We start from the raw sequence: 26,353 nt of genomic DNA, 5'->3' as shown, positions 1-26,353 counted from the left end.
CGAGGTTCTCGGGGGCGTCCCTCGAAGGGGTGTCCGTCGAAGTCATGGCTCGATCCTGGCCGTACGGCCCAGTCCGGGACGATGGCCAGAAGGTCAGCCTCCGATACATTTCTGCCATGCCCATCGACCCTGCCGCCCGCTCCGTTCCCGGCGCCCGCACCAGTCCCACCGCCCGCCCCGCGTCCGCCGTGCCCTCCCGGGCCCGTGAACTCGCCGACCGCGCGGCCGAACTGGACCGCCGGATGCGCCCGGACCCGCGGCCCGGCGCCCACAAGGTCGTCGTCCTTGCCCTCGACGGCGTCTATCCCTTCGAACTCGGCATCCCGCACCGGGTCCTGGGCTCCGCCGATGGCCGCTACGAGGTGCTGTCCGCGAGCGTGGACGGGCAGCCCGTACGTACCGACTCGGACCTGACCGTCACCCCCGGGCACGGTCCCGAGGTGCTGGCCGAGGCGGACACCGTGGTCATCCCTCCGTACGCGATCACCCGCGCCTCGGCCGCCGCCCCGGACCCGCAGGTCCTCGCCGCCCTCTCCCGCGTCCGCCCCGGCACCCGGCTGGTGTCCATCTGTACGGGCGCCTTCCTGCTGGCGGCCGCCGGTCTCCTGGACGGGCGCCGGGCCACCACCCACTGGGCGCTCACCGACCACTTCCAGGAGCTGTTTCCCCGGGTCGAACTGGATGCCGGTGTGCTCTTCGTCGACCACGGTGATGTGCTGACCTCCGCGGGGGCGGCGAGCGGTGTCGACGTCTGCCTGCACCTGGTGCGCCAGGATCACGGCAGCGAGGTGGCCAACCACGTCGCCCGTTGCTGTGTCGTGCCGCCGTACCGGGACGGCGGGCAGGCGCAGTACATCGAGCGGCCGCTGCCGCCGGTGAGCGAAACCGGCACCGGGCCGACCCGCGACTGGGCGCTGCGGCGGCTGGAACTGCCGCTGTCGCTGGACGAACTGGCCGCGCATGCGGCGATGAGCACCCGTACCTTCGCCCGGCGCTTCCGGGAGGAGACCGGTCTGAGCCCCGGCCGATGGCTGACCCAGCAGCGGCTGCGGCGGGCACGGCATCTGCTGGAGTCCAGCGATTTGCCGGTGGAACGGGTCGCCCACGAGGTCGGCTTCGCCACCGCCACCTCGCTGCGGCGGCACCTGGCGGCGGAGGCGGGGGTGGCCCCGTCGGCCTACCGGCGCACCTTCCGCGCCTCGGGTCCGGCCGCGGGCGGCGTCAGGGAAGCGTCACGGGCCGGGGGCTGAGAGGGCCAGCCTCACCTACGCCGCGACAACGGCCGATCCCGCCACCGACCAGCAGCGCCACCGCGACAGCCTGGCCGCCACCGTGCGCCGCGCGTTCGCACCCTGACGACACCGGCGCAAGGAACAACGCGCGTACCCTGCCGATGCGGGACCCCGCCCCCACCACACGAGAGGACACCCAACGTTGTCCGAGATCCACGACCGACCCGGGGAGCGGGGGCCGCGTATGCCCGAGCCACCGGAAGTGAACGCGGCGGCCGTCGCGGACGGCATCGTGCCCGGCTTCGGCATGGACGCCATCCACGAGGCCGCGCGGCGCCTGTCCGGTCAGGTGGTCCGGACACCTCTGCTCACCTCCCCGATGCTGGACGAGCTCGTCGGCGCCCGCGTCCTGGTCAAGGCCGAATGCCTCCAGCTCACCGGCTCGTTCAAGGTGCGCGGGGCGCTCAACGCCCTGCTCGCCCTGGACGAGGAGGCGCGCCGCGCGGGGATCGTGGCCTACTCCGCCGGCAACCACGGGCAGGGCGTGGCCGCGGCGGCACGGCTCGCCGGTTGCCCCGCGGTCATCGTCATGCCGCATGACGCCCCGCGCATCAAGGTCGACAACTGCCGCTGGTGGGGCGCCGAGACGGTCCTGTACGACCCGCGGACCGAGGACCGGGAAGAGGTCGCCCGGAAGATCCTTCAGGACCGCGGCATGACGCTGATCCCGCCCTTCGACGACGTCAGGGTCATGGCCGGGCAGGGCACCGTCGGCCTGGAGATGGCCGAGCAGGCGCGCGAGCTGGGCCTGACCCCGGACGCGGTCCTGGTGAACTGCAGTGGCGGCGGGCTGGCCTCCGGTGTGATCAGCGCGCTCCATCACGCGTTCCCCGGGATGGTGAACCACATCGTCGAACCGGCAGGCTTCGACAAGATGGCCCGGTCCCTGGCGACCGGCCGCGTATGCGCCAACCCCCACCCGCCCGGCGGCCTCATGGACGCCATCTCCGGCCCGGCGGCCGGTGCGCGCCCGCTGGCCGTCCTCCGCCACCACGATGTGACCGGCCTGACCGTCACCGACGAGGAGGCCCTGGCCGCCATGGGCACGGCCCACCGGCTCCTCAAGATCGTGGTGGAGCCGGGGGCCGCCGCGTCCCTGGCTGCACTGCTGTCCGGGAAGGTGGACGTACGGGGCAGGACCGTGGCGCTCGTGGCGTCGGGCGGCAACGTCGATCCAGCGGTCTACCGCCGGGCCCTGGCGGACTGAACCGCCCCGCCGAGGAGTACTGCGTCCCCTCGGCGGGGAACACCTCTGGCCGATGTGACGCGCCGCCCGGCCATCGCGACGCCGCCGATCAGGCCACCGAGGTCGAGGCCGGCCGTCGGTGCACGTAGGCTCGGTGGATGGCGAAGTATTTCGATGTGCATCCCGATAACCCTCAGCAGCGCACCATCAGCAATGTGGCCGACAGGATCCGCTCGGGTGGGCTGGTCGCCTATCCGACGGACTCCTGCTTCGCGCTGGGATGCCAGATGGGCAATCGTGACGGAATTAATCAGATCCGGTCGATTCGCAACCTCGACGACCGTCACCACTTCACCCTGATGTGCCAGAACTTCGCGCAGCTCGGCCAGTTCGTGCACATCGACAAGGACGTGTTCCGCGCGATCAAAGCGGCGACGCCCGGCAGTTACACCTTCATCCTCCCGGCGACGAAGGACGTACCGCGTCAGCTTCCGCACCCGAAGAAGAAGACGGTCGGCGTCCGGATCCCCGACCATGTCGTCACCCAGGCCCTGCTCGCCGAGCTCGGTGAGCCACTGCTCTCCAGCACCCTGCTGCTCCCCGACGAGGACGAGCCGATGACACAGGGCTGGGAGATCAAGGAACGGCTCGACCATGTGGTGGACGCCGTGGTCGACTCGGGGGACTGCGGCACCGAGCCGACCACGGTCATCGACTTCTCCAGCGGCGAGGCCGAGATCGTACGCCGGGGGGCGGGGGACACGGCACGGTTCGAGTAGCCGCGCAGCAGGCCCCCGGCCGCGCGCCGATCAGGGGTGTGGCCGGGGTGGCACCTCCTGGCCGTTGACGATGACCCGCCGGAAGGTCAGGTCGTCGGTGTAGGCGATGCTGTCGGGGTTGAGGATGCCGGTGAAGGCGGAGCGGGAGAGGTGCACACCGCGCAGATGGTCGGTGTCCAGGCCGACCAGCCGCAGCACGGTCTGGGCGCCGTCGATCGCCATGCGGTCCATATGGATGTTCCGCACGGACACCGGCAGGGTCCCGTCCTCGCCGCCGTTGTAGGCCGTGGTCACGAACGCGATGTCGCGCTCCACGTCCTGTCCGGTGAAGTTCCGGATGTGCACACCGTCGATGAAGCCGCCGCGCTTCTTGTTCGCCTTGACGTACAGCGCGTGCTTGACGGGGTAGCGGCCGGGGAAGTTCGGTGGGTTGATCTCGCAGTTCTCGGCGAAGATGTCGCGCACCCCGCCGGACATCTCGCTGCCGACGGTCATCCCGCCCCAGCGGCCGGAGAACTGGCAGTCGCGTACGACGATGTTCCTGCTCGGTACGCCGACGCGGTGGCCGTCCTCGTCCCGGCCGGACTTGACGGCCACGCAGTCGTCGTTGGTGTTGAAGCGGCAGTCGGTGATGAGCACATCCGAGCAGCACTCCGGGTCGCAGCCATCGGTGTTGTAGAGCGTGCTGTCCACGGTGACACCGCGCACGGTGACGTTGCTGGAGAGCACCGGATGCACGGTCCACATCGGCGGGTCGACGATGGTCAGGTCGCTGACCAGGACATTGCGGCAGCGGTAGAACTGCACCATCTTCGGCCGCAGATAGTGGCCGTCGCCGAAGACGCGCCTGGCCACCGGCGCTCCCGTGGAGCCCATCTCGCGCAGCAGCTTCTGATCGGCCCCCTGCGGTCCGCTGTCGCGGTACCAGCTCTCCCACGGGCCGAGCCGCGCCTGCCCGTCGAGGATGCCGGGCCCGGTGACCGCGACGTCCCGCGCGCCGTACGCGTAGATGAAGGGCGAGTAGTTGTAGCACTCGGTGCCCTCCCAGCGGGTGAGCACCACCGGCAGGAAGTCGCGCGGATCGGGGCTGAAGGCGATGGTGGCGCCCGCGGTGACATGCAGATTCACCCGGCTGCGCAGCTGGATCGCGCCGGTGAGGAAACGGCCCTCGGGGACGACGACCCGGCCGCCGCCCGCGCGGTGGCAGGCGGCGATGGCGGCCCGGAACGCCGCGGTGTTCATCGTCCGCCCGTCGCCGACCGCGCCGTGGTCGGTGATCCGGAAGCTCCGGCGGGGGAAGGCGGGCGGCCTGATCCGGTCCAGGATCCCCGGCACCGCGCGCCACGCCCCGGTGTAGTCGGTGGCCGCGCCGGTGTGCGACGTGGCCGCGTACGCCTGCCCCGCGGGGAGCTGGGGGAGCAGCGCGCCTGCCGCCAGCAGACCGCCGGTGCGCAGCGCCGAGCGGCGGGAAGGTCTCGGATGCATCGCCTGGCTCCTCAGGTGGTCCGGCCGATGGAGAGCCGGTCGAGGTCGGGGGCGGACTCGGTGTCGTTGGAGATCTTGATGGTGTTGGCGCCGGATTTGAGGGTGACCGGGATGGAGGTCGTGCGCGGGGTGGTGTTCCCGGTGTCGGTCACGGTCACCTTGGTCGCCGGGCCGCCGTTGACGCTCACCTGGAACGAGCGGGTGCCGTTGACCGTGTAGTCGAGGTGGAGCGTGTGCTGCCCGCCGTCGGGGACGACGACATCGGGGAAGACCATGGCCGCCTGCTCGCTGCCCCCGATGTTGCGCACCTTCTCCGCCCCGGAGCAGGGTCCGCAGCCGGTGAGGCCGGTGCTGCCGAACTGGTTGGCCGAGTCCTCCGCCTCGCGTGCCCAGATCCGGTCGGCGGGCAGTGGCCGCACCTTGACCTGGTCCGAGACCGACTTCGGCCGGCCGAGCAGCCCGAAGTCCGCCGTGACGGGGATGTCGGCCGAACCGGCGTCCTGGCCGGGCGGGGAGGCGAGGGTCCAGGTGCCCCGCACCGTCTGGCCGAGCCGCAGCGACCGGGCCGTGACCGGGCCGCCGTCCGCGGTCCAGCCGGCCGGCAGCCGGGGGGCGAGGCTGATGCCGTCGAGCTGCTCGTCGGCGTCGAGCCGGAGGGTCGCCGTGACGGTGAGGGACCGCCGGCCGGGCCCGACCCACTGCAGACCGTGGGGCCGGACGGTGAGCGTGGTCTTGGGCGTGTACGAGACCGGGGGCAGCGGGGCGACCGCGATCCGGTCCAGCCCGGGGCCGCGGCGGGCGGTGCTGAAGACCTTCACCGTGTTGGCGCCCGCCTTGAGCGGCACGGACACCGCGGTGCTCTCCGGCACCCCGGGGCTGCCCGCGACGACGGGGACCTCGACCGGTGCCGCGCCGTTGACGCTCACGGACAGCGAGGTGGCTGCCTTCGCGGTGTGGTCCAACTGGAGCCGGTAGTCGCCGCTTTCGGGGGCGCGGACCTCGCGGTACGTCACGGAGTCGCGCGCCCCGCCGCCGAGGCCGTCCACGCGCCGGCCGCCCGAGCAGGCGCCGCAGGCCACCGAGTGGACCGCGCCCGACGACGCGTTCTGCCGGGCCTCGGCCTCCAGCGGCAGCTGGGTGCGGGTGGTCTTCGAGCGGCCGTAGGCCACCTGGATCTCGTCGACGCGCAGCTGGTTGTAGAACTCCGGTGCCTGCGGGCCGCCCCACAGGCTGCGCACCTCCAGCTTCAGATAGCGGGCGTCGCGGCCACCGATGTCGATGGTCTGCACCCCGCGGGCGCTGGGCAGGGCGCCGGAGCGCACCTGTGTCCAGCGCTTGCCGTCGCCGCTGGCGTAGACGCGGTAGTCCTTGATGCGCGCGGAGTCCTCGGGGCGCCCGAAGGAGGACCGGGCGTGCGTCGGCGACCACTCGCGCTGGTTCACCGCCAGCGCCGTGGTGTGCTTGCGCGCGCCGAGGTCGAGGGTGACGGAGACGGGCAGCTTGCCGTCGCTGTCCCAGTAGGTCTCGTAGTCGCCGTCGGCCAGGTCGGCCGCCGGGTGGCCGGTCCGCGCCGAGGTGGCGGTGGCGCCGACACCGGACTGCGGGTAGAAGGGCCGGTGGCCGTCGGTCTCGACCTTGAAGACGGTGTCGTACGGATCCCAGTCGTGGATGCCGAGGATGGACAGATGGCCGCCGGACTGGCTGAAGCGCATCTTCTGACCGGTGCGGAGGTTGGTGACCCGGCGCACGGTGTAGCCGTTGTCGCCCAGCCGCACCATGTCGGTGCGGGGCGGGGTGACCACGTGGACGTACTGGGTGCGGTCGCCGTCCTCGCCCCGGCCCACGGTGACCACGCCGTGGGCGCCGTCGTTCCAGAACCCGGGCCGCATGCCGCCGTACATATAGCCGCCGCCCTCGACGCCGTACACCGACTCCTTGATGGGCTCCACCCACTTGCCCATGAAGTCGTTGAACTCCTCCTGCTGGGGCGGGAGTTGGCCGTTCACCATGGGTGTCTCGGCCATGAGCGACTTGATGGAGGAGCCCGCGTTGGTGATGTAACGGCCGGTGCTGAGCCGGGCGTCGACCTCGTGGTCACCGCCGTCGTACCACCAGTCACCGGTGGTCGGCAGCTTGTAGTCGGCCTCGGTCAGCCGGGGCATGGGAACGCTCACGGCGGCGGGGTAGTCGTACGCCGGGGTCATGCCGGTCTTCTGCTCATTGCTGACCGTGTCCATGATCGGCGTGTCTTCGTTGTTGTTGCTCAGCAGCCAGTCGGGCCGGCGCTCGCGGATCTTCTCGTAGAGGCCGTGCTCCTCCCAGTACTCGTTGTCGTTGTCGATCCAGAACCCCGACAGGTCCGGGTACTTCTCCATGGCCTCGAGGAACAGGTCGTAGCTGTACCTGCCGAAGCCTTGGCGCGTGGTGAGGTCGACCTGCTCGCCCTTGTACGCCGAGTAGGCGGCCGAATCCAGCGTCTCGACGCCGTCCGCGTTGTGCCACTGCGGGTCGTCGGTCATGTAGAGGACGATGCGCACGCCCTTGGCCTTACCGGCGGCCACCAACTCACCGAGCAGATCGCGCTCGGTGGCGCAGCTTCCCGGAATCTTCGAGGGCCAGGGGCGGGCGTAGCCCAGCCTGCTGTGGAAGGTGGCCAGCACGATGTACGAGGCGCCGAGCTTGCGGGCCTCGTCCACCCAGTAGTCGGCGCTCCAGCCGCCCTCGGTGACATCGCGCTCCCACTCGGCGCAGTCGCGGTGCTGGGGGTGGGTGAACATGCCCCAGTGCAGGAAGAGCCCGGCAGTGGACTGACGCAGCCACTCCTGCCGGGGGTGGTGGACCTCGGCCTTGGCGGGGGCGGCGAGGAGGCCGATGGCCAGGGCGAGTACGACCGCCGCGCACACAGCGCGCCACCGCGAGCGGGTGGCATGTGTGGTGCGGGCGGCAGAGATGTGGAAGGGGCGGAGCGGGATCCTCGGCGTGGGCATATCCTGTCCTCCGTGAACGTTCCCGTGAGCGTTCACGAAGCACTGTCCGGCCCACCCGGCCGCCGTGTCAATATGTGTGCGGCGGTGGGGTGTTATGCGGTGGCGATCCGTTGACGCCCGTCGTCGCCGCGGTGATTATCAAGGCGGGAGTGGATCGGGGACCGCATCCATGAGCGCGCCCGAGTGCCACGTCCGCGGGTGAGGGAGAGGGGTGGGGGCCATGCCCGCGAACGGCAGGCCGCGCCGGATCACCATCGACGACGTGGCGCGCTCGGCCGGGGTGTCCCGGCAGACCGTGTCCCGCGCGGTCAACGACAAACCGGAGATCGACCCCGCCACCCGGCAGCGGGTGCTCCTGGTGGCCCAGTCCATGGGATACCGGCCCAGCCGGTTCGCCCGTGGCATGGTCGGCCCGCGGCTCACCACGCTGGGGCTGGTCATCGCGGACGTGCTCAACCCGTTCTTTCCCGAGGTGGTCTCCGGTGTGCTGGCGGCGGCCGACGAGCGCGGCTGGCAGGTCGCCGTCTACAGCACCGGATCCGCCCTGGAACGCGAGACCGCGGTGGCGGAGACCGTGGTGAACCACGTGGACGCGTGTATCGCCTTTCTGCTGGACCCCGGCGCCATCGAGCTCATCCGGCGCTCCGGGATGCCCTTCGTCCTGCTGGACAACGAGCACCGGCCACCGGCGGTGAGCGGGGGCCGGATCGACTTCGCCAGCGGGATGCGCCAGGTGGTCGGCCACCTCGTCGAGCGCGGCCACCGCCGGATCGCGATGCTCGACGACCGGGGGCGCCCGGACGCGGGCGACCGCGGCACCCGGCACTCGCTGTTCCTGGGGACGGCCGCCGAACTGGGGCTGCCCGCGGACGAGAGCTGGGTGTTCCCGGCGGCCAACTCCCTCGTCGGCGGGGCGGCGGCCATGGACGACGTGCTGGACACCGGCTTCGGCGCGACGGCCGTGCTCGCGTACAACGACCTGATCGCCATCGGTGCCATGCGCCGCGCCCGCGACCGCGGGGTACGGGTGCCGGAGGACTGCGCGTTCGTCGGCTGCGACGGGCTGACGCTGAGCCGGCTCGTGGACCCGCCGCTGACCACCCTGACGGTCGACAAGGAACTCCTCGGCCGGGCCGCGGTACGGCAGGTCGCCGCACTGATGACCGGCGCCGCAACGGACGAGACGGTGATCCAGCCACACCTCGTGGTCCGCGCGTCCTCCTGACCGCCCCGCAGCCGCCGTCGGCGCTCCCGGCGAACAATATGAACGCAATGATCGACGGGATGGCGCTCGCCCCCGGCGGTTCCTAGCATCCCCGTGCGCAGCGCAGCTTCGCGCGGAGCACGATAGGAGCCACTCCTTGAACACATCTGACGCGCCCACGCATGTCTCCTGGTGGGCCTCCCACCGCCGACGCCGTCCAGCGGTACTGGCGGCCGTGCTCGCGGCCGTGTCCCTCGGCACGCTCGGCAACGCACCCACCGGCCACGCCCAGACCACCCAGCCCGCGGCTGCCACCTGCCCGCCCAAGCTGGCCGGGAAGGCGAAGTGCTACACCGGCCAGGACACCAACGGGGCGTACTACACGATCGCGGTGCCCACGCACTGGAACGGGTCCCTCGTCGTGCACGCACACGGCGGGCCCGATCTCGGCGACTCCTCCGACCCGTCCCGCAGCACCGACGACCTGGAGCGCTGGGCGGTGATGGTCGACCAGGGATATGCCTGGGCCGGCTCCTCCTACCGCCGCGGTGGCTACGGAACCCGGATGGCCGCCGCCGACACCGAGAACGTACGCCGCCTGTTCCTCGCACGGTTCGGCAAACCGAAGCGGACCTACATCCACGGCCAGTCCTGGGGTGGCGACGTCGCCGCGAAGGTCGCGGAGACCTACGGCGCACGGCCCGGGGCCTACGACGGGGCACTGCTGACCAGCGGTGTCCTCGGCGGTGGCTCGCGCGGCTACGACTACCGCGTCGACCTGCGGGTGGTCTACCAGTACTACTGCCACAACCACCCCCGGCCGACCGAGCCGCAATACCCCCTGTGGCAGGGGCTGCGCCCGGACTCCACCCTGACGAACGCCGGGCTCCGCGCCCGCCTGCAGGAGTGCACCGGCTACGCGTCCGACCCCGCGGACCGGACCGCGGCGCAGCAGCGCAACCTCGACGACATCCTCGCCGTCACCCGCGTCCCGGAGCGCTCACTCGAATCGCATCTGCAGTTCTCGACCTTCACCTTCCGGGACATCGTGTGGAACCGGCTCGGCGGCCGTAACCCGTTCGGCAACCGGGGTGTGTGGTATTCGGGTTCACACGACGACAAGGCGCTCAACGCGGGTGTCGAGCGGTTCTCGGCCGATCCCACCGCCCGCCGTGACCTCTCCTACGACAGCGATCTCACCGGCAGGGTTTCCCTTCCGGTCCTCACCCTGCACGCGATCGACGACCCGACGGCCTTCGTGGAGCACGAGGCGGCCTACCGCGCCACTCTCCTGGGTGCCGGCCGGGGCGGAAACCTCGTCCAGACGTTCACGAAGGAGACCGAGCACAGTGCGCTGAGCGACTCCGAATACGCCAACTCCCTCTCGACGCTCGACACTTGGGTGCGCTCCGGCCGTAAGCCGACCCCGTCCTCGATCGCGGCCTCCTGCGGCGCCTTCGACGACATCTACGGCAGCGGTTGCTTCTACGACTCCGCCTTCCACCCCTCGCCCTACGCCTCGCGGGTCCGTCCCCGACCGGGCGGGCTCGGCTGGCCCGCCATGACCGCGGCACAGGAGCGGGCGTGGAGCCGGATCGACGGTGTGGGGATCGCCCCCTGACGGGCCCCGCCCACCGGGGTCGGCCGCCTGCGGCCGGTCCCGGTCCCGACCCCGGCCCCGACGCCGCTCAGGTGCTTCGGGGAGCCGCAGCTCGGGGGCGGGGAGGACCGGGCTCCCCGCCGTGGTTACCGTGGCCCCAGCACCCCACCGAACCGCCCCCTGGAGGATCCCGTGCCCGTACCCCTCGGCGAGGACGTGCTGGCGCTGCTGCGCCGCCCCAGCACCTGCTACCTCGCCACCACGATGCCCGACGGCTCGCCCCAGCTCACCCAGACCTGGGTCGACACCGATGGCGAGCACGTCCTGATCAACAGTGTCGAGTCGCATCAGAAGACCCGGAACATCGCGCGCGACCCGCGGGTGGCCGTCGCGGTCGCCGACCCCTCGCAGCCCTCCTCCTATGTCCAGATCCGTGGCCGTGTGGTGCGGGTGACCACCGAGGGAGCGGCCGACCACATCGAGGCGCTCGCGCAGAAGTACCTCGGGGGGCCCTATCCCTGGTTCGGCGGCCGCGATCAAGTCCGGGTGATCTATGTGATCCAGCCTGAACGGATCAGCAGCCCCCGAGGCTAGGGGGTCCGCTGGGCCGTGGTCGCCCGTCCCCCGCGGGAAGAGCAACCCGTACACGCGAGCGATGTCATCACTCGATCGTGAGTTGTTCCCTTCATATGCCCGGTGCGATGCCACGCTGACCAGCACGGCGTATGACCGGCGCCGCCCGGACGTGCTGAGGGTGGGGGATGGGATGGTGCAAGGCGCGAGACGACGCGGGGGACTGGACGAGCGGGCGGTGCTGCTGGCGGCCGGGCTGGCCGATCTGGCGGTGAGCACGCTGGGTTCGGTGCTGGGGACGGCGCGGGGGTTGCTGCGCCGCTCGGACGCCTCGGAGCTGGCGGCGGAGGCCGAGCACGATCTGATGGCACGCGGGCGCCTGGTGCTGGACCGGCGTACCGCGGCCGTCCCCCCGGCCCACCTGGAGATTCTCGCCCGGCACGCGCTGGCTCGGCGGGCCACCGGCGATGTCTGACCGGTGGGGGTCCGACCGGTGGGGGCCGGCCGCGTTCAAGACCCGCGTCGACGAGGTGCTGCACCGCTTCGTCGCCCAGGAAGCCGAGCAGTTGTCGGCGATCGATCCCGTCCTGGGCCCGGTGGCCGGGCAGTTGGAGGCGGCGGTCGCGGACGGCAAGCGGCTGCGGGCGGCGTTCTGCTACTGGGGCTGGCGCGCGGTGGGGCAGCCGGACAGCGATGCGCTCGTGCGGGCGGCGGCCTCGATGGAGCTGGTGCATGCCGCCGCGGTGGTGCATGACGATCTCATCGACGACAGTCCGCTGCGGCATGGCCGGCCCACGGCGCATATCGCCCTGCGCGGTGCCGTACGCCGTCGCCCGCGTGCGGTGGCCGCCGCCAGGTCGCTGGCGATGCTGGTGGGGGATCTGCTGATGTCGCTGGCCGGGCAGATGTTCGCCACCAGCGGTCTGCCCGCCGCGTACCTGGCACGGGCCCGCCCGCTGTGGTCGGTGCTGGCCCGGGAGCTGATCGCGGGGGAGTGCCTGGAGATCCTGTGTACCGGGGCCGATCCGGACACCACGGCATCGCTGAAGGTCATCCGGTACAAGACCGCCAAGTACACCGTCGAGCAGCCCCTGCTGATCGGCGGAGCCCTGGCCGGGGCCGGTGAGCGGCTGCGCGAGGGCTACTCCGCGTACGGGCTGCCGCTGGGCGAGGCGTTCCAGCTCCGGGACGACCTGCTCGGCCTGTTCGGGGACCCGGAACGCACCGGCAAGGCCAACGCCGACGATGTGCGCGGCCACCGGCCCACGGCCCTGCTGGCGGAGACCTGGCGCATCGCCGGTGACGACGAGCGGGAGCGGCTGAGCGCCCTCCTCGGCCGACGCGATCTGGACGCGGCCGGTCTGGACGCGGTCCGCGAGGTGATGTGCCGGCTGAAGGCCCCGGACCGTATCGAGGCCATGATCTCCGCGCGGGTCGAGGAGGCCCTCGACGCTCTGCACGAGCTGGACGCACCCCCGCCCGCCGCCGCTGCCCTGACCGCGCTGGCGCGTTCGGCGGCGGTCCGCCTGTCCTGACCCCCGCACAGGCGGGAGTTCGTGCCGTCTCGGCCGCCGCCCCGCCCGTCGTGGACGACCCGTGAATGACAAGGAGTCCTGTCATGACCTACACCGAGGCATCGATGGACGCCCTGCGGCAGGCCGGTGACGAACTCGCCGACGCCACCGTCGCCGCCCTCTTCGAGCGCGGGGAGGTGGGCACGTTCAACACCCTGATGCGCTATGTCTCCAGCGTCGGCGCTCCCTTGCCGGACGGGCTGCCCGATGTCGCCCGGGAGTACCTCCGGGCCACCAGCGCCCCGCCCTCCTGGGTGGACTGGGGGGAGATGGAGAAGGCCCGGCTGTTCTTCATCGACAACAACGTGCACATCTCCACCGCGCTGTCCTTCGCCTCCATGCCCGCGTGCTACGTCGTCCCGCGGGTGGCGAAACTCCTGTCGGCCACCCACGGGCTGAAGTACCCCGCCAGACGGATGGCGGAGACCGGCCAGTTCACCGTCTACCTGATGCAGCCCGGCGCCTTCGAGGCCGGCAGCCGCTTCATCCCCGCCGCCCAGAAGGTCCGCCTGCTGCACGCCTCCATCCGCCACCACCTGAGGCGGGAGAACCGCTGGGACACCGAGGCACTCGGGACGCCGATCTGCCAGGAGGACATGATCGGCGGGCAGATGTTCTTCTCCCTGCTGGTTCTGGACAGCCTGCACCGCCTCGGCATCCACATGTCGACGGACGGCGCGGAGGCGTACTACTACGCCTGGCGCGTGGTCGGTGCCATGCTCGGCGTCGACCAGGACGCCGTCCCCACGACCCTCGACGACGCCCGCCGGTTCCTCGACCTGTACATGGTCCGGCACATGGGGCCGTCCGAGGAAGGCGCGCACCTGACCCGGCAGCTCATCGAGCTCTACGAGCAGGTCGTGCCCGGGACCTTCTTCGACCCGATCGTCTCCGCGCTCATCCGCCACCTTGTCGGGGACACCTGCGCCGACTGGCTCCAGGTGCCGCGCACCCCGTGGGACACCGTCGTCAAGGCCGTGCCCCACCTCCTCGGCGTACTGGAGACCATCGAGGACCGCTCCCCGCTCGGGGCCTGGGCGCTGGACCGCCTCGGCCACCTCACCACCATCCTCGAACTGTCCTCCCTCACCCGCGGACGCGTGATGCACTACGCCATCCCCGAACAGCTCAGGAAGGACTACGGCATCCCCGGCACGGTGCCCCGCACTCACCGGTGGACCCCGCCTGCCGCCACCGTCTCCCAGTGACCCGCGCACGCCATCTTCGACGGCACAGTGAGAAGGGAGCGGGGCAGCCGCATCAAGCCACCGGGCTGCCGAACCATGGGACCGCGGCCCGCTCGAACGCCTCACGGTCGGGGTGGCGATCACCTGCCCAGGCGACGACGCCGTCCGGCCGGACGAGCACGGCGCCTGATCCGAGGTCGTTTCTCGCCGGCCCGGCCGCGTACCGTATCCGGCTCTCCCAGCGCATCGCTGAACCGTGCAGGCGTCGGTCGACGCTGAAATCGAGCACGATGCCTTGTCCGTCCCGCATCAGGTCGCCGAGGCGCGTGCCGTCCTGAAGGCGAAGGTCCGGGGCGTTGCGGCCGACCAGTGGATGCTCGCCGCCGAGGTCGTAGCGGATCGACGATCCCGACACCTTCTGGAACACGTAGGTCGTTCCGTCACGGGTCCCGATCAGGTCGCGGACCACGGCTTGGATCGCCTGGCCATGCGCGTCCGGCCGCATGGCCGCCACCTGGGCGCGCGACCAGTCGAGTACCGCCGCGCCGATCGGATGGCGCTCGCGGGTGTAGGTGTCGAGGAGCCCGTCCGGCGCGTGCCCGTGCACGGTGGCCGCGAGCTTCCATCCCAGGTTCATGGCGTCGCCGATGCCGGTGTTGAGTCCCTGCCCGCCGAGGGGGGAGTGGATATGAGCGGCGTCGCCCGCGAGCAGGACGCGTCCCGCCCGGTAGGTCGTCGTCTGCATCGCCCGATCGGTGAAAGTCGAGGCGAGATGGATGGCGCTCAGTGTCACGTCGGTGCCGGACACTCGGCGCAGCACCGTCTGGAGATGGTCGCGCGTCGGCGGCTGCGAGCGGTCGAACGCGCCACCGTCGAAGTCCATCATGCCGATATGCCCTTCCGCGGGCATCCGGACGTACATGCCGCTCGGCGTCAGATTGAACCCGGGGCGCAGCTTCTCGGGATCGGCGATGGTGGCGTGCAGGGTGTAGCCGGTGAACTGCGGCTCGCTGCCGACGAAGTCGAAGCCCGCGAGCCCGCGCACCGCACTGCGTCCGCCATCGCAGCCGACGAGCCACCGCGCCGGGTACGCGTGCTCGCCCGCTTGCGCGACCACGCTCTCCTCGTCCTGGGCGATGGCTGAGACCGTGACGCCGCGCCTGATTTCCACGCCGAGCTTGGACGCCCGCTCGGACAGCACCGCCTCGACCGCTTCGAGGTGTGTCAGGATGCCCTCCGGTGCCGGGCTGGGAAGCCGGAACGGCAGGGCGGCGACGTCGACATTGGCCGGATCGAGCATCATGCCGGCGAAGTGGCCCGCGGTGCGCGGGGGTGACGGCTCGTCGGTGTCGGCGTCCGTGTCGGGATCGTCGTGGACGCCCGAGGCCGTCAGCAGCGGGTGCAGCATCCCGCGGCGGTAGAACGCCTCGACCGAGGCGGCGGACAGGCCCCGCATCCCGAGCGGCTCCGCCCGCCACGGGGAGCGGGGCTCCGGCTCCCGTTCGAGCACCAGGACCGAGCAGCCCGCGAGGCCGAGTTCGCAGGCGAGGAACAGACCGACCGGGCCGGCGCCCACGATCACTACGTCATGCACGACAAAACTCCCCTTCCGAAGCCTGTGGTCTTCAGGCACGGGAAGACTGACGCGGGCCGCTCACACGGGGCACACACGGCGCTGACGTGGGGGCACGTGGCGCTGACGCTGGTGCCGTCCCGCACCGTCTCAGCGCTGCGTACGGGCCCCGGCAGGCTGCTGATGGCGGCGTGCCGGGGATGGGCGGATGGCCGTACGCCGCCGTGATCACGGTCGCGCTCGCCGCGCCATCCGGTACGGACGTGGACGGCGAACGTCAGGCGCTGAGTTCGGGTCGCTCAGCCTCAGCGACGAGATCTTCATCGACCTGCGATGGATCGATCTGCACGTGCGGCTCGGTGAGACCTCGCGGGCGACCAGGATGATCGCCGCGACCCGGGAGCGCGCGCTGCGCTCGGCGTCGCCCGAGATGGCGATTCTCCTCGACGCGCGGGAGGCCGGCCTGTGGGTGCGGATCGTTGACCTGGACCGGGCGCGTGAGCTGGTCGAGTCGGCCGAGCGATCCGCAGGTCCGTACGCTGACCAGCCGCGGCCGGGCCGCGCTCGGCGACGAGCGCTTCGCCGAGGCGTACGAGACCGGTCGGCAGTTGGCCGCGCCCACGGCCCTGACCCGTGCCGATCCGGCGCGGTTGCGCCATGCGGCGCCCCCCGCGGCGGACGGCGCCGCACCTTCCGACTCTCACTCGCGGTGAGGGGGCCGGCCGACGGCGTCGAACACGGCGACGGGGGCGAGGTAGTCGCGCCAGTGCGCGATCTTACGGTCCTTGATCGTGATGACGGAGACGAAGTGGTTGCCGTAGGTGTGCCCGGTGCCGACCGCTTGACCGTGGACCGGGTACGGCAAAGGCAAAGGCAAAGGCAAGGAGAAACACTCTCTCCTTGCCACTTTCAGCGTATAGCGCGCCGGGGGGCTTGCCGCAAGCCCCGGGTCACCGCGCAGAATCGTCGGCCGATGCCACAACCTGCGGAAATGGGGGCACGACGTACGTGTGTTGTTGTCGATGTATGGGGGACGCGATGACGTCGGACCAGTGGTGGGACCGGCCCGCGGTGCGATGGAGCACGGTTGCCTCGGAGGTCTCGCGATGAGTGAGCAGTACGTATTGGATCTTCAAGAGGTTGCCGAGACGCAGGCCGCGGTCGTCGGCGGCAAGGGCGCGCACCTGGGCGGGCTGTCGCGGATCGAGGGCATCCGGGTGCCGGGCGGCTTCTGCGTGACGACGGACGCCTTCCGGCGGATCATGGCGGAAGCGCCGTCGATCGACGATCACCTCGATCAGCTGTCGCGCGTGAACCCGGACGACCGGGAGGCGATCCGCACGCTCAGCGCGCGGATGCGTCGGACCATCGAAGGGATCGCCATCCCGGGCGATCTCGCGGCGGCGATCACCCGCGCGCTCGCCCGGCTCGGCGAACAAGCCGCCTACGCCGTCCGATCCAGCGCGACGGCGGAGGACCTGCCGACGGCCTCCTTCGCCGGCCAGCAGGACACGTACCTGAACGTCGTGGGGCCGACGGCGATCCTCCAGCACATCAGCCGGTGCTGGGCCTCGCTGTTCACCGAGCGGGCCGTGACCTACCGCCGGCGCGGCGGCATCGACCACCGTACGGTCCACATGGCCGTGGTCGTGCAGCAGATGGTCTTCCCGCATGCGGCCGGCATCCTGTTCACGGCCGACCCCGTCACGGGCAACCGGAAGGTCGCCACCGTGGACGCCGGTTTCGGGCTCGGTGAGGCCCTGGTCTCCGGTCTGGTGAACCCGGACGTCTTCACGGTGCGACAGGGCGAAGTCGTCGCCAAGACGATCGCCGCCAAACAGCGTGCCGTTCACGCCCTGCCCGCCGGCGGTACGCGGGAAGTGGCGATCGACTCGCGGCGGCAGGAGCAGCCGGCGCTGACGGACGCGCAGGCCGTACGGCTCGTGGAACTCGGGCGGCGGATCGAAGCGCACTTCGGCCGTCCGCAGGACATCGAATGGTGCCTGGCCGACGATGGCTTCCAGATCGTGCAGAGCCGGCCGATCACGACCCTGTTCCCCATCCCCGAAACCGGCGACCAGGAGAATCACGTCTACCTCTCCGTGGGCCATCAGCAGATGATGACCGACCCCATGAGGCCCCTGGGGATCTCCGTGTGGCAGCTCACGGCCATGGCGCCGATGCACGAGGCCGGCGGAAGGCTGTTCGTCGACGCCACCCGGCGCCTGGTCTCGCCCGCGAGCCGCGCCGCCCTCCTGGACGTCGTAGGGAGAGGCGATCCGCTGATCAGGGACGCTCTGGAGACCGTCCTCGAACGCGGCGATTTCATCCCGTCGCTCCCGGACGCGGGTCCCGGCGGGCCCCCGGCGCGTGGCGCGTCCGCCCCGATCGCGACCGATCCGGCCATCGTCACCGAGCTGATCGAGCGCAGCCGGACGTCCATCGCCGCCCTGGAGCGCGACATCAGGACGAGGACCGGACCGGCGCTGTTCGACTTCCTGCTGGAGACCTTCGAGGAGCACAAGCGCGTCCTCACCGATCCGCTGAGCATGCAGGCGATCATGGCGGGGATGGAGGCCACGTGGTGGCTCAACGACACGCTGCGGGAGTGGCTGGGCGAGAAGAACGCGGCTGACACGCTCACACTGTCCGCCCCCGACAATGTCACGTCGGAGATGGGACTGGCGCTGCTCGACGTCGCGGACGTGATCCGCCCGCATCCGGAGGTGGTGGCGTTCCTGCGGGGTGTCGAGGACATCGAGTACGCCGAGGACGCAGCCTTCCTGGACGAGCTGGCGAAGCTCGCGGGCGGGACCGAAACGCGCGACGCCATCGAGTCCTACCTCGACCGGTACGGCATGCGCTGCGTCGGCGAGATCGACATCACGAGACCACGGTGGCGCGAGCGCCCCACCACACTCGTGCCCGTGATCCTCGACAACGTCAGGAACTTCGAGCCGGGCGCCGCCGAGCGGCGCTTCGAGCAAGGGCGGCAGAAGGCGCGGCAGAAGGAACAGGACGTGCTGTCCCGCTTGCGGGCCCTGCCGGACGGGGACCGGAAGGCCGACGAGACCAAGAGGATGATCGACCGGGTCCGAACCTTCATCGGGTACCGGGAGTACCCGAAGTACGGCATCATCAGCCGCTACTTCGTCTACAAGCGGGCCCTGCTGGCGGAGGCCGAGCGCCTTGTGCAGGCAGGCGTGCTCCCTGAGCAGGAGGACATCTTCTACCTCACGTTCCAGGAACTCCACGACGTCGTGCGCTCGCACCAGGTGGATGACCAGCTCATCCAGCAGCGCAAGGACGCCTTCCGGTCGTACCACGCGCTCACCCCGCCCCGGGTGCTCACCTCGGATGGTGAGGCCCTCACTGGGGCGTACCGGCGCGACGACGCGCCGGCCGGCGCCCTGATCGGCCTGCCGGTTTCCGCCGGGACCATCGAGGGACGGGCCCGCGTCATCCTTGACATGGCGCAGGCCGATCTCGAAGCGGGCGACATCCTGGTCACGGCCTTCACGGATCCGAGCTGGTCGCCGCTGTTCGTCGGAATCGCGGGCCTGGTGACGGAGGTGGGCGGCCTGATGACCCATGGCGCGGTGATCGCCCGGGAGTACGGCTTGCCGGCCGTCGTGGGCGTGGAGCGGGCCACCCGGCTGATCCGGGACGGACAGCGGATCCGCGTGCACGGCACCGACGGGTACGTCGAGATCCTGGGCTTGCCGAGGTAGTGCGCCGCGGCGGGCTCGCCCGTCCGCAGCGTGTGGAGCAGATCGCTGAACGGCGTGTAGTGGGTCTCCATCCACATGACCGCCGCCCCGTACAGCGAATTGGGGGCGTGGCGGGACAAGCCGTCCCGTTGAATATGCACGTAGCCGCCGCCGATGTCAGGTCATTCGCCGAGGAGGGGTGGTCTCTGGTGGAGGTGCAAGGCAGCTGTGACGCGCGATTCACGCCCGTGCGAGACGCGCTCGCCGAGCAGATTCGGACCGGTAACGAGTTGGGCGCCGGCCTGGTAGTGGATATCGACGGGCACACCGTCGTCGACATCTGGGGCGGCCGGTGCGATGCGGGGCACCGTACGCCCTGGAGCCGGGACACCATCACCAATGTGTGGTCGACGACCAAGACCGTGTGCAACCTCGCGGCGCTGATGCTGGTCGACCGGGGGCAGCTCGATCCCTACGCCCCGGTCGCGAAGTACTGGCCGGACTTCGCCGCCAACGGCAAGGAGCACATCGAGGTCCGCCACCTCCTCAGCCACACCTCCGGAGTGTCCGGTTGGGAGACGCCGTTCTGTACCGAGGACACCTACGACTGGGACTTCGCCACCCGGAGGCTCGCCGCCCAGGCGCCGTGGTGGGAACCGGGAACCGCGTCGGGGTACCACGCGCAGAACCAGGGCCACCTCGTCGGCGAACTGGTGCGCCGGGTGACCGGTAAGCCCATGAAGGCATTCGTCGCCGACGAGATAGCCGGACCACTCGGCGCCGACTTCCAGATCGGGGCAGGGGAGGCGGACTGGAGCCGGATCGCACCGATCACCCCACCGCCCCCACTCCCGTTCGACGTGGCGGCTTTGGACCCTCAGGGCCCGAGGTTCAAGACCGTCGTCGGACCGCTGCCCAATGCCGAAGCCGCGAACACCCCGGCCTGGCGCCACGCCGACCTGCCCGCGCTCAACGGCCACGGGAACGCACGGTCCGTGGCCCGAATCCTCAAGGCTCTCGCGCTGGGCGGCACCGTCGACGGCGTTCGGCTGCTGTCGCCCGACACGATCGGGGTGATCTTCGACGAACAGAGCCACGGAACCGATCTCATCCTCGACATCCCCCTGCGATGGGGTATCGGGTTCGTGCTTCCCGAGAGCGAGTCCGTGCCGTACGTGCCTCAGGGGCGGGCCTGTTACTGGGGAGGATGGGGCGGCTCGCTGACCGTCATGGACCTCGACACCCGCACCACCATCAGCTACATGATGAACAAGATGGCATCGGGCATCATCGGTTCCGATCGGTCCGAAAGCTACGTCCGCGCGATACAGAGTTGCCTGACCTGACCTCCTCGTCCTGACCCGGGGCGGGGGGTTTCAGAGCCGCTTTCGCAGCCAGCGCAGGGAGGCGAGGCCCAACGCGGTCATCATGGCCACGATCTGGGGATCGGCGTCAGGACCGGCCGCGGCAGCGGTCCGCAGGAGAAACCCGGCGTGCAAGGCGAGCACTCCGTTGATCTGGACGGGGTCGAGATCGCGGGTCAGCGGGTGGTTCTCGGCGATCGGCTGCGGGTCCACGCCACTGAGGGACGCGCTCGACATCAGGGTGACCGCATCACAGTGACGGGGGCCGATCCAGGCGTGCGGCCAGTCGACGACGAAGACACGGTCCGCGGTCAGCATGATGTTGAACGGGTACAGGTCTCCGTGCAGGAGAGTGGCGCCATCCAGCGAAGCGTTCTCTTCCAGGGCGGCGAGTTCGTCGACATGGTCGGCGGCCCACGGCGACAGCTCCTCGACCCTGCCTCTGACCGCGGCATCGTCCGCCATCGCCGTCCACCCTCCAAGGCGCGGCTTGGCCAGGATTGCCCGATCCACCGGCGATGGCGTCAGGACCTCCGCCATCTCGGTGACTGCCCCGAGCACTCTGTGGAGTTCCTCCCGCTGCCAGGGCTGGGCGGGCAGATGTCCCGGGATCTCTTGGAAGGCCAGCACGACCCAGGTGCCGTCGTCGTAGGCGTCGAGCAACCGCGGCGCCGGCACCTCCCTGGGAAGCCGTTCGGACACTGCGATTTCACGGCGGTGAAAGTCCGCCTCCGCCGGTGCCATCAGTGAGCTTGCCGCCTTGATGAACGCACGCTTGCCGTTCCCCAGGCGCACGCGTGCGGCGAGGCCCTCGGAAAACCCGCCCGGCTGGCTGATCGCGCGGGCCACCGGGCTGCCGAGCAGCTGCTCGATCCTGGCCGTCACCTCGCGCGGCAGCGCCGCCCAGTCCATCCTTCGGCTCCCTGTGGCCTCGGGCATGCCCAGGTCCGCGGCGGTGAGTCTTTCGTCGGAATCGCGTGTCATGGTGACCTTCCCCGTCTTCAGCGTCGTCGGTGAGGTTGGTGTAGCCGTTGGCCGACGCGCGGGCGTGTCACCGGGAAGGGGTGGCGCTCTCCGTGGGGAGGGGCTTGCCCAGCATGGTGCAGACGGCGGCGTCGACCAGAGCCTTGTTGGCGGCGGCGGCCTTCGGTTCCTTGATGCCGAAGTTGGTGACGGTCAGGACCGCGGCACTTCGGCGTCCGCTCTTGTCCGTGTATATCTCACTGGAGTAGCCAGGCTGACCGCCGGTGTGGCCCCAGACGGTGCCGCAGGGAGTGTTCACCTCCATCAGCCCCAGTCCGTATCCGCCGCCCTCCTCGGGGGCGGGAACGGCGGTGAGCATCTGCTTCATCTGGGCCCCCGGCAGAAGCTTGCCGGACAGCAACGCGGTCTGGAACCGCTGCCAGTCCGCCGCGGTGGAGACCAGGCCCCCCGCCGCCCAGGACCAGCTCGAGTCGACGGCGGTGGTGTCGGTGTTGCCGTGGGGGCGCTTGGGGCCCGCGAACGCCGTGCCCTTGGGCACGTGCAGCTCGGGAGGAAGGATACGGCGGAGGCGTTGGGCGTCCGGCTCGTAGCCGGTGGCGTGCGTCTTCCCGGGGCTGAAGTCCGCGTTCGTGGACAGGAACGTGTCCTTCATCCCCAGCGGCTTGATGATCTTCTGCTCGAACAGGTCGGCCAGGCTCTTCCCGGTTGCCTTCTCAAGGATCAGCCCGAGGGCCGCGTAGTTGGCGTTGCTGTAGGAGTACTTCTCGCCGGGGGCGGCCGGGGGGTCCTGCTGTGGGGTGATCGCGAGGAGTTCCTCGGCCGTCCAGGTGCGCTTCTCCTGACCGGTCAGGGTGGGCAGGAATTGCGGGGTCAGCAGGTAATCGCCCAGTCCGCTGGTGTGGTTGAGCAGCATCTTCACGGTGATGTCCGGCCCGTGGGGGACCAGTCCCGGCAGCCACTTCTCCACCGGGTCGGACAGACCGATCGTGTGCTCGGCGACCTGTTGGAGGATGAGGGTGGCGGTGACCGTCTTGGTGTTGGACGCCACCCTGAACTGGTCGTTCGCCGCGAGGTGGTGATCGGCCTTGGTCCACGCGGTCTGACGCGCGATCGCAAGGGGTCTCCCCGTGCCCCGGTCGACTCGGACGATCACTCCCAGGGAACCCGTGTCAGCCGCCTTCTGCGCGAGGGGGGCCAGCCGGGCGTCGAGCGACGCATCCTGCCCGGTCGATGTCTTCATCGCGCTCGTGTCCGCGCCCGAGCAGGCCACGAGCGCCGTGCTCAGCCCGGTTGCCAAGGCCACTGTCAGAGCCCCACGCAGGATCCGGCGGCGAGACGATGTGGGTGAGGGCATGACAGTTCCCTTCGACGGTGAGCAGTTGCTTTGCGCGTCGAAGGCCGTGGGTTCCTCAGCCCGTGGGTTTCGCCCGATACCGAGCGTCCACGGCAGGCTCCGCCGCACAGGAACCATTCAGCCGGGAACGGGCGCTCGGCACATCGCTCGATGGTGGGCCCTTCACGGGCCCCGGGTCACTCGGAGGAATGACACGGAGGAATGGCACGGAGGGGCGCGGGGCCCCGCCCCGTCCGCCGCGGACGGTCAGGACAGGGTGTTCCTGGCCAGCACCGCCGCCTGCGCCCGGCTCTGGCAGCCGGTCTTCGCGAGCATGCGGCTGACATGCGTCTTCACCGTGTGCAGGCTCACCACGAGCCGGTCCGCGATCTCGGCGTTGCTCAGCCCGTGCCCGACGAGCCGCAGCACCTCGCGCTCCCGCTCGGTGAGGTCTGCCAGCCGGGCCAGCTCGTGGTCGTCCGGCCGGCGCCGGGTGGTCAGGTGTCCCTCGATGATCCGGCGGGTCACCGCCGGGCTCAGCGCGCTGTGCCCGGCCGCCGCCGCCCGTACCGCCCCGGTGAGCTCCTCGTACGCACTGTTCTTCAGCAGGAAGCCCGCCGCCCCGGCGGCAAGCGCGTCGTCCACGTACTCGTCGAGGTCGAAGGTCGTCAGCATGAGCACCTGGCTCCGGCCCGGCCCCAGGAGCCCCCGACGGCCCAGTTCGGCCAGGGCCCACAGCCCGTCCCGCCGGGGCATGCGGATGTCCAGCAACAACACGTCCGGCCTCAGCCGCGCACACGCACCCACGGCCTCCTCACCGTCATCCGCGGTGCCGGCCACGGTGAGATCGGCCTGACTCTCCAGGATCGCGCTCAGACCGGCGCGGATGATCGGCTCGTCGTCCACCACGAGCACGCTGATCTGCTCAGGCATCAGCGGTCTCCAGTGGTATCGCGGCCAGGACACGGAAACCGCCGTCCTCGGTCGCGCCGGCGGTGAGTTCGCCACCCAGCGCGTCCACGCGTTCCCGCATGCTGACCAGGCCGAGCCCAACCCCCGCGCCCACGGTGCCGCGCCGCGCTCCGCGGCTGTTCACCACCTCGAACCGCAGCTGGCCGGCGGCGCCGTCGACGGTGAGCCGGACCGGCGCCCCGGGCGCGTGGCGGCGGGCGTTGGCCAGTGACTCCTGCACGATCCGATAACCCGCCAACTGCACCGGACTCGGCAACGACTCCAGCTCGGTCCTGATGCGCACCTCGACCGTACCTCCCGCGGCCCGGTGGCTGTCCAGCAACGCATCCAGCCCGTGGAGCCCAGGCATTGGCTGCAACGGGGCCGCGTCCGTGGGATCACGCAGTATCCGTAGCAGATCACGCAGCTCACCGCCGGTCTGCCGACCCGCCGCGGCGAGTGAGTCGACCTGTGTGCGGGCCCAGCCGGGCAGTTCATCACCGCGTGCGCGCAGGGTTTCCGCGTGTACGACGAGCAGGGTGAGCGAGTGCGCGACAACATCATGCATCTCGCGGGCGATCCGCGCCCGCTCCCGCTGTGCGGCCTGCGCCGCCCGCAGGCGCTGCGCGCGGTCCGCGTCGGCCGCCCGCCGCTCGGCCGCCACGAGCAGCGCATGCCGGGTCCGCGCGGCGAAACCCACCGTCCACGCCAGCGGCATCGGAGCCAGGACGGCGAGGACATCGGCGCCGCCCCGGAACTCACCGGCGCTGGCCGTCGCCCGGTTCACCCACAAGCCGACCAGGGCCATCACGCCACCGCCACACATGGCCAGCACCGTACGCATCCAAGTCGTGCAGCGGCTGCCCAAGTTGTAAATCAGCACCGCGAGCGGCAGGAAGGCCAGCGGTGTCAACTTGGCGTCCTCACCCGCACTCCATACCAGCGCCACCACGAGCGCGCCGAGGCCCACCACGAAAGCCGTGGCCGGCAGCCGCCGTCGCAGCACCAGGACCGCCAGGGTCACCACTTCACAGCCGATCAGCGACGACCACGCGGCCTTCGACGTGTCCGCGTAATACTGCGCCAGCAGCGGCGGCAACAACGTCAGCGCGATGAGCCCGGCATCAGTACCCCACCCAGGCCACCTACCGGAATCTCTGCTCATCCAGGTAACAGTAGGAACTCGCGCACCCGCCTCCGTCACTCCTAGGAATGACTTCCGCGAGGCGTTTGAGCTTGACCGAGAGGGGTTTGAGCATGGCCGATGCGTCCCCGTCAGCAGCCCGCCGACGACGCGACCGGATTCATCTCCCCGAGAGAGACACGTGCCCGGCCGCCCCGGCGGGGCGTCACTCGACCGGCACGGTGATGTCGTCCCTCTCTCGGCCCGCGAAGGGCGTCCGCCAGGTGCCGGTTCGCCCTCCGCGGTCTCTCGTGACGTCGGTCGCTCCCCGGCTCCCAGGAACGTGGCGGCGATGGAGGCGAAGGCGACCGCGGTGATGCCGAGCCACTGCGGCCAGGCCAGCCGCTGTCCGAGGATGAGGAGTCCGAACAGGGCGCCGGCGGCCGGTTCCAGGCTCGTCAGCACGCCGAACACCCGAGGAGGAATCCGGCGCAGTGCCTCCAGGTTGAGCGAGTACGGCAGCACGCTGGATGCCACCGCCACCACCGCCACCACCGTGGCCACCCACAGCACACGCGGGTCCAGGAGCGCGCTCCCGGCGTGGGCGACGCCGTACGGAGCGCTCAGCAATGCGGCCCACAGCACCGCCAGGGCCAGGCCATGGCCACCGCTGAGGCGTCGCGCCATGCGGGCAGAGCTGATGACCTCCTCGCGCGTCGTGGTGGTGGGAGACGGCGTACTCGGCACGGAAATCGCCGCCACCGCACGGACCATGGGCCTGGCGGTCACCCTGGCGGGACCCCAACCCGCGCCCCTGGAGAGCCAGTTCGGCCCCCTGGTGGCGGGGCAACTCGCCGAACTGCACACCGGCCAGGGAGTCGATCTGCGGCTCGGCGCCGCGGTGACCGGGCTGACCGAACGGAACGGACGCGTCACGGGGGTGGAGCTGGCCACCGGCGAGGTGCTGCCCGCCGATGTGGTCGTGCTGGCGTTCGGTGCCGTTCCGGCGACGGACTGGCTCGCGGGCAGCGGCCTCAAGATCGACAACGGAGTGGTATGCGACTCCTGGTGCCGTGCGGCGGACGGTGTCTACGCCGTAGGGGATGTGGCCCGCTGGCACCACAGCGGTTTCCACACCTTGCTGCGCCTGGAAAACCGCACCAACGCGACTGAGCAGGCCGGTCATGTGGCCGCCACCATTCTCGGCGAGAGCCGGCCCTACACCCCGGTCCCCTTCTTCTGGACCGACCAGTTCGACGTCAAGATCCAAGTGCATGGTGTGCTGTCGGCCGACGCCGAGGTGACCGTCGTGGACGGGGACATGGCGCAGGGCCGGTTCGTCGCGCGGTACCGCCGGAACGGCGCCACGGTCGGCGTGCTCGGCTGGCGCATGCCCAAGCAGACCCGGCTGCGTCGGCAGGAGGTGGTCGACGCGTTCACGTCATGAC

The 26,353-nt window shown here is 70.8% G+C and carries 20 protein-coding genes and 2 pseudogenes; 13 read left to right on the top strand and 9 right to left on the bottom strand.

The window, feature by feature from the left end:
• Positions 1 to 242 precede the first annotated feature (242 nt).
• From CGL27_RS07850 to CGL27_RS07835, 3 genes are all read left to right on the top strand, one after another.
• Complete coding sequence (locus tag CGL27_RS07850) at positions 243 to 1,250, top strand: helix-turn-helix domain-containing protein (protein WP_107439435.1); 1,008 nt, start codon at positions 243 to 245, stop codon at positions 1,248 to 1,250.
• A gap of 226 nt (positions 1,251 to 1,476) precedes the next feature.
• Positions 1,477 to 2,499: a threonine/serine dehydratase gene (locus CGL27_RS07840; RefSeq protein WP_240450389.1), complete on the top strand. Its 1,023-nt coding sequence runs from the start codon at positions 1,477 to 1,479 to the stop codon at positions 2,497 to 2,499.
• Between the two features lie 137 nt (positions 2,500 to 2,636).
• Complete coding sequence (locus CGL27_RS07835; RefSeq protein WP_078645147.1) at positions 2,637 to 3,257, top strand: L-threonylcarbamoyladenylate synthase; 621 nt, start codon at positions 2,637 to 2,639, stop codon at positions 3,255 to 3,257.
• 30 nt (positions 3,258 to 3,287) lie between these two features.
• Here the strand turns inward: CGL27_RS07835 and CGL27_RS07830 are convergent, their stop codons facing one another.
• A complete protein-coding gene (locus CGL27_RS07830; RefSeq protein ID WP_119985526.1) occupies positions 3,288 to 4,742 on the bottom strand; it encodes a glycoside hydrolase family 28 protein in 1,455 nt (484 codons plus the stop codon).
• An 11-nt stretch (positions 4,743 to 4,753) separates the two neighbouring features.
• On the bottom strand, positions 4,754 to 7,729 hold the full coding sequence (locus CGL27_RS07825; RefSeq protein WP_119985525.1) for a CBM35 domain-containing protein: 2,976 nt from the start codon (positions 7,727 to 7,729) through the stop codon (positions 4,754 to 4,756).
• Positions 7,730 to 7,949: 220 nt separating this feature from the next.
• Here CGL27_RS07825 and CGL27_RS07820 point away from each other — a divergent pair, with 220 nt between their 5' ends.
• From CGL27_RS07820 to CGL27_RS07795, 6 genes are all read left to right on the top strand, one after another.
• Positions 7,950 to 8,954: a LacI family DNA-binding transcriptional regulator gene (locus CGL27_RS07820; protein WP_119985523.1), complete on the top strand. Its 1,005-nt coding sequence runs from the start codon at positions 7,950 to 7,952 to the stop codon at positions 8,952 to 8,954.
• A 136-nt stretch (positions 8,955 to 9,090) separates the two neighbouring features.
• Complete coding sequence (locus CGL27_RS07815) at positions 9,091 to 10,554, top strand: hypothetical protein (protein WP_119985521.1); 1,464 nt, start codon at positions 9,091 to 9,093, stop codon at positions 10,552 to 10,554.
• A 171-nt stretch (positions 10,555 to 10,725) separates the two neighbouring features.
• Entirely contained in the window at positions 10,726 to 11,127 is a 402-nt protein-coding gene (locus CGL27_RS07810; RefSeq protein ID WP_078645155.1) for a PPOX class F420-dependent oxidoreductase, read from the top strand.
• Positions 11,128 to 11,299: 172 nt separating this feature from the next.
• Positions 11,300 to 11,581, top strand: a complete 282-nt coding sequence (locus CGL27_RS07805) for a polyprenyl synthetase (protein WP_119985519.1) — start codon at positions 11,300 to 11,302, stop codon at positions 11,579 to 11,581.
• Positions 11,574 to 12,641, top strand: coding sequence for a polyprenyl synthetase family protein (locus CGL27_RS07800; RefSeq protein WP_119985517.1), 1,068 nt, complete (start codon positions 11,574 to 11,576; stop codon positions 12,639 to 12,641). Before CGL27_RS07805 ends, CGL27_RS07800 begins: the two co-directional genes overlap by 8 nt.
• An 83-nt stretch (positions 12,642 to 12,724) precedes the next feature.
• Positions 12,725 to 13,888 carry an oxygenase MpaB family protein gene (locus tag CGL27_RS07795; RefSeq protein WP_119985515.1) on the top strand — a complete coding sequence of 388 codons (1,164 nt, stop codon included), beginning with the start codon at positions 12,725 to 12,727 and terminating at the stop codon, positions 13,886 to 13,888.
• 52 nt (positions 13,889 to 13,940) lie between these two features.
• On the opposite strand, the gene CGL27_RS07790 is transcribed toward CGL27_RS07795, so the two are convergent.
• Positions 13,941 to 15,461, bottom strand: coding sequence for an FAD-dependent monooxygenase (locus tag CGL27_RS07790; protein ID WP_119985513.1), 1,521 nt, complete (start codon positions 15,459 to 15,461; stop codon positions 13,941 to 13,943).
• Between the two features lie 476 nt (positions 15,462 to 15,937).
• Here CGL27_RS07790 and CGL27_RS51605 point away from each other — a divergent pair, with 476 nt between their 5' ends.
• Positions 15,938 to 16,153, top strand: a complete 216-nt coding sequence (locus CGL27_RS51605; protein ID WP_240450388.1) for a hypothetical protein — start codon at positions 15,938 to 15,940, stop codon at positions 16,151 to 16,153.
• Here the strand turns inward: CGL27_RS51605 and CGL27_RS49870 are convergent.
• Positions 16,141 to 16,305 (bottom strand): hypothetical protein, encoded by a 165-nt coding sequence (locus CGL27_RS49870; RefSeq protein ID WP_162952906.1) that lies wholly within the window; start codon positions 16,303 to 16,305, stop codon positions 16,141 to 16,143. The two genes, CGL27_RS51605 and CGL27_RS49870, sit on opposite strands and share 13 nt — an antisense overlap.
• Before the next feature lie 241 nt (positions 16,306 to 16,546).
• Here CGL27_RS49870 and rph point away from each other — a divergent pair, with 241 nt between their 5' ends.
• Together rph and CGL27_RS07775 are read left to right on the top strand one after the other, a co-directional pair.
• Positions 16,547 to 19,171, top strand: a complete 2,625-nt coding sequence (rph, locus tag CGL27_RS07780) for a rifamycin-inactivating phosphotransferase (RefSeq protein WP_119985511.1) — start codon at positions 16,547 to 16,549, stop codon at positions 19,169 to 19,171.
• 227 nt (positions 19,172 to 19,398) lie between these two features.
• Positions 19,399 to 20,496, top strand: coding sequence for a serine hydrolase domain-containing protein (locus CGL27_RS07775; protein ID WP_240450387.1), 1,098 nt, complete (start codon positions 19,399 to 19,401; stop codon positions 20,494 to 20,496).
• A 30-nt stretch (positions 20,497 to 20,526) separates the two neighbouring features.
• Here CGL27_RS07775 and CGL27_RS07770 read toward each other — a convergent pair whose 3' ends face one another.
• The 5 genes and pseudogenes from CGL27_RS07770 to CGL27_RS51600 form a co-directional block, all read right to left on the bottom strand.
• Complete coding sequence (locus CGL27_RS07770; RefSeq protein ID WP_119985509.1) at positions 20,527 to 21,498, bottom strand: phosphotransferase; 972 nt, start codon at positions 21,496 to 21,498, stop codon at positions 20,527 to 20,529.
• A gap of 67 nt (positions 21,499 to 21,565) precedes the next feature.
• Positions 21,566 to 22,801: a serine hydrolase domain-containing protein gene (locus CGL27_RS07765; RefSeq protein ID WP_119985508.1), complete on the bottom strand. Its 1,236-nt coding sequence runs from the start codon at positions 22,799 to 22,801 to the stop codon at positions 21,566 to 21,568.
• A 297-nt stretch (positions 22,802 to 23,098) separates the two neighbouring features.
• Positions 23,099 to 23,764, bottom strand: coding sequence for a response regulator transcription factor (locus CGL27_RS07760; protein ID WP_119985506.1), 666 nt, complete (start codon positions 23,762 to 23,764; stop codon positions 23,099 to 23,101).
• Complete coding sequence (locus tag CGL27_RS07755; RefSeq protein ID WP_119994285.1) at positions 23,757 to 24,947, bottom strand: histidine kinase; 1,191 nt, start codon at positions 24,945 to 24,947, stop codon at positions 23,757 to 23,759. Before CGL27_RS07755 ends, CGL27_RS07760 begins: the two co-directional genes overlap by 8 nt.
• A gap of 324 nt (positions 24,948 to 25,271) precedes the next feature.
• Positions 25,272 to 25,592, bottom strand: a pseudogene (locus tag CGL27_RS51600) (EamA family transporter); the annotation flags it as partial.
• Here CGL27_RS51600 and CGL27_RS07745 point away from each other — a divergent pair.
• Positions 25,588 to 26,352: pseudogene (locus CGL27_RS07745) on the top strand (FAD-dependent oxidoreductase); the annotation flags it as partial. The pseudogenes CGL27_RS51600 and CGL27_RS07745 sit on opposite strands and share 5 nt — an antisense overlap.
• Position 26,353: the final 1 nt, after the last annotated feature.

It is taken from the genome of Streptomyces sp. 11-1-2 (assembly GCF_003595545.1).
GTDB classification, from domain to species: Bacteria; Actinomycetota; Actinomycetes; order Streptomycetales; family Streptomycetaceae; genus Streptomyces; species Streptomyces hygroscopicus_B.
The sequence above is the reverse complement of the archived record's forward strand: the minus strand, read 5'-3'. Positions and strand labels throughout refer to the sequence as shown.